The 411-nt window shown below is 64.5% G+C and carries 1 protein-coding gene; it reads left to right on the top strand.

Annotated features, from left to right (window positions below; all coding sequences use genetic code 11):
- Positions 1-408, top strand: a 408-nt coding sequence (locus GVL52_RS29650; RefSeq protein ID WP_200848042.1) for a cation transporting ATPase C-terminal domain-containing protein, incomplete at its 5' end; no start/stop codon positions are given.
- Between the last annotated feature and the right edge of the window lie 3 nt (positions 409-411).

Genomic DNA, 411 nt, shown 5'->3' with positions numbered 1-411 from the left:
GACATCGGCCGCTTCATGGTGTTCTTCGGGCCGATCAGCTCGCTCTTCGACCTGAGCTGTTTCGCGCTGATGTGGTACGTGTTCGATGCACGCACGCCGGTCGACCAGGGCCTGTTCCAGTCCGGCTGGTTCGTGGTCGGCCTGCTGACCCAGACCCTGATCGTGCACATGATCCGCACGCCGAAGGTGCCGTTCCTGCAGAGCATCGCCGCGCCGCCACTGCTGCTGATGACCGGCCTGATCATGGCCATCGGCGTGGCCCTGCCGATGAGCCCGCTGGCCGGCTACTTCAAGCTTCAGGCCCTGCCGGCCGGCTACTGGCCGTTCCTGGTGGCGATCCTGTTCGGCTATGCGGTGCTGACCACCGCGCTGAAGAAGTTCTACATCCGTCGTTACGGCTGGCAGTAAGCG

The sequence above is a fragment of the Rhizobium sp. 18055 genome (assembly GCF_902706285.1).
Classification (GTDB): Bacteria; Pseudomonadota; Alphaproteobacteria; order Rhizobiales; family Rhizobiaceae; genus Rhizobium.
This window is presented reverse-complemented; position numbering and strand designations above follow the sequence as displayed.